The 3,120-nt window shown below is 64.5% G+C and carries 3 protein-coding genes; all 3 read right to left on the reverse strand.

Features of this window, described 5'->3' with window-relative positions; all coding sequences use genetic code 11:
* A partial coding sequence (locus WEB61_RS10025) for an acetyl/propionyl/methylcrotonyl-CoA carboxylase subunit alpha (RefSeq protein ID WP_368064198.1) occupies nucleotides 1-1,060 on the reverse strand: 1,060 nt, incomplete at its 3' end.
* Nucleotides 1,061-1,070: 10 nt separating this feature from the next.
* A complete protein-coding gene (locus WEB61_RS10030) occupies nucleotides 1,071-2,663 on the reverse strand; it encodes a carboxyl transferase domain-containing protein (RefSeq protein ID WP_368064199.1) in 1,593 nt (530 codons plus the stop codon).
* 7 nt (nucleotides 2,664-2,670) lie between these two features.
* A partial coding sequence (locus tag WEB61_RS10035) for an acyl-CoA dehydrogenase family protein (RefSeq protein ID WP_368064200.1) occupies nucleotides 2,671-3,120 on the reverse strand: 450 nt, incomplete at its 5' end.

Below are 3,120 nucleotides of genomic sequence, written 5' to 3' on the forward strand. Positions count from 1 at the left end.
AGAATTTCTTCGCCGGGTCCTCGGCATAGAGGCGGACCTCGACCGCGTGACCCTTCAGCGGAATGTCCTTTTGTTTCAATGGCAAATGCTCGCCGGCGGCGACGCGCAATTGCCATTCGACCAGATCGAGACCGGTGATCGCTTCGGTGACCGGATGTTCGACCTGGAGGCGGGTGTTCATTTCCATGAACCAGAAGCCGTCGGCTTTCAGCCCGTCGGTGGCATCGGCGATGAATTCGACCGTGCCGGCACCGCGATAACCGATGGCCTTGGCGGCGGCAACGGCCGCATCGCCCATGGCCTTGCGCATCTCGGGCGGCATGCCGGGGGCCGGCGCTTCCTCGATCACTTTCTGGTGGCGGCGCTGCAGCGAACAGTCGCGCTCATGCAGCGACACCGCATTGCCATGACTATCGGCGAAGACCTGAATTTCGATGTGGCGCGGGCGCGCGACATATTTTTCGACCAGCACGCGCTCGTCGCCGAAAGCGGCACCGGCCTCGCGCATGGCGCTTGCAAGTTCCTTTGCAAATGCTGCCGGATCGTCGACGCGGCGCATGCCCTTGCCGCCGCCGCCGGCCACCGCCTTGACCAGCACCGGATAGCCGATCTTTTCCGCCTGTTCAGCCAGAAAGCCCGCATCCTGATTGTCGCCGTGATAGCCGGGCACCACCGGCACCTTCGCCTTTTCCATCAAGGCCTTGGCGGCGTCCTTCAGGCCCATGGCGCGGATCGCGGCAGGCGGCGGGCCGACAAAGACGATGCCGGCCTTCTCGCAAGCCTCGGCGAAGGCGGCGTTTTCCGACAGGAAACCGTAGCCCGGATGGATGGCGCCGGCGCCCGAACGCGCGGCGGCATCGAGGATCGCGTCCATGCGCAGATAGCTTTCGGCGGCGGGTGCCGGTCCGATGCGCCAGGCCTCGTCGGCTTCGGCGACATGAAAGGCGTTGGCGTCGGCATCGGAATAGACCGCGATGGTCTTCAGCCCCATGCGGCGCGCGGTGCGGATGACGCGGACGGCAATTTCGCCGCGATTGGCGATCAGGAGGGATTTGAACATTGCTTTTCCCTCACATGCGGAAGACGCCGAACTGCGTCTCCGGTATCGGTGCGTTGAGTGCCGCCGAGAAAGCCAGCGCCAGGACGCGGCGCGTTTCCGACGGGGCGACGATGCCGTCGTCCCAGAGGCGGGCGGTGGCGAAGTATGGATGGCCCTCCTCGTCATATTTGGCGCGGATCGGCGCCTTGAAGGCATCGGCCTCTTCGGGCGTCCATTTTTCGGCATCGCGATGCACCGCCGCCAGCACGCTTGCCGCCTGTTCGCCGCCCATCACCGAGATGCGGGCGTTGGGCCAGGTGAAAAGGAAACGGGGCGAATAGGCGCGGCCGCACATGCCGTAATTGCCGGCGCCATAGGAGCCGCCGACGATCAACGTCACCTTGGGCACGTTGGCGGAGGCGACCGCGGTCACCAGTTTGGCGCCGTCCTTGGCGATGCCGCCGGTTTCATATTCACGGCCGACCATGAAGCCGGCGATATTCTGCAGGAAAAGCAGGGGAATTTTCCGCTGGCAGCAGAGCTCGATGAAATGCGCGCCCTTCAAGGCCGATTCCGAAAACAGGATGCCGTTATTGGCGACGATGCCGACCGGAACCCCATGAATATGCGCAAAGCCCGTCACCAGCGTCGTGCCGTAGAGTTTCTTGAATTCGTCGAATTCCGAGCCGTCGACGAGGCGGGCGATCACTTCGCGGATGTCGTATTGGACCGAGAGCGATGCGGGCACGATGCCGTCGAGTTCGGCTGCGTCGTAGAGCGGCGCGACGGGGTCGCGCAGCGGGATCGCGACCGATTTCCTGCGGTTGAGCGTCGCGGCGATGCGGCGCGCGATGGCCAGCGCATGGGCGTCGTCCATCGCGTAATGATCGGTGACGCCGGATTTGCGCGAATGAACGTCGGCGCCGCCGAGATCCTCGGCCGTCACGATTTCGCCTGTCGCCGCCTTCACCAGCGGCGGGCCGCCGAGAAAGATCGTGCCTTGTTTTCGGACGATCACGGTTTCGTCGGACATGGCCGGGACATAGGCGCCGCCCGCCGTGCAGGAACCCATGACGACGGCGACCTGCGGGATGCCTTTCGCTGACATGCGCGCCTGATTGTAGAAAATGCGGCCGAAATGCTCGCGATCGGGAAAGATTTCGGCCTGATTGGGCAGGTTGGCGCCGCCACTGTCGACCAGATAGAAGCAGGGCAGATGGTTTTCGAGCGCAACCTCTTGCGCGCGCAGGTGTTTCTTGACCGTGACCGGATAATAGGTGCCGCCCTTGATGGTGGCGTCGTTGCAGACGATCACGCATTCCTGGCCCGAAATGCGGCCGATGCCGGTGATGATGCCGGCGCCATTGATCGCCTCGCCATACATGCCATGGGCGGCCATGGGCGAGAGTTCGAGAAAGGGCGAACCCGGATCGATCAGCCCGTGGACGCGGTCGCGCGGCAGGAGCTTGCCACGGGCGGTGTGGCGCTCGCGGGAGCGCTGGTCGCCGCCCTCGGCGGCTTTGGCGCGTTCGGCCGCGAGCGCGGCCACGAGGCCCGCCATCGCCTCTGCATTGGCCTTGAAGCGCGGGTCGCGCGCGTTGACGTTCGTCTTCAGCACGGACATGGGGCGCTCACGCGGTTTCGTTGAAAAGTTCGCGGCCGATCAGCATGCGGCGGATTTCCGAGGTGCCGGCGCCGATCTCGTAGAGCTTGGCGTCGCGCAGGAGGCGGCCGGTCGGATAGTCGTTGATGTAGCCATTGCCACCCAATGCCTGGATCGCCTCGAGCGCCATCCAGGTGGCCTTTTCGGCTGCGTAAAGGATTGCGCCGGCTGCATCTTTCCGTGCCGTCTGGCCGCGGTCGCAGGCTTTCGCCACCGCATAAACATAGGCGCGGCAGGCATTCATGGTCGCATACATGTCGGCGAGCTTGCCCTGCATCAATTGAAACGTGCCGATGGGTTCGCCGAACTGCTTGCGTTCATGCACATACGGGATCACCGCATCCATGCAGGCCTGCATGATGCCCAAGGGCCCGGCGGCCAGCACCGCGCGCTCGTAATCGAGGCCCGACATCAGCAC

The sequence above is a fragment of the Parvibaculum sp. genome (assembly GCF_040882025.1).
Classification (GTDB): Bacteria; Pseudomonadota; Alphaproteobacteria; order Parvibaculales; family Parvibaculaceae; genus Parvibaculum.

What these genes read in the sequence shown, in the direction of transcription:
- WEB61_RS10030 (WP_368064199.1), bottom strand. Translation starts at nt 2,663, where the DNA reads ATGTCCGTGCTGAAGACGAACGTCAACGCGCGCGACCCGCGCTTCAAG.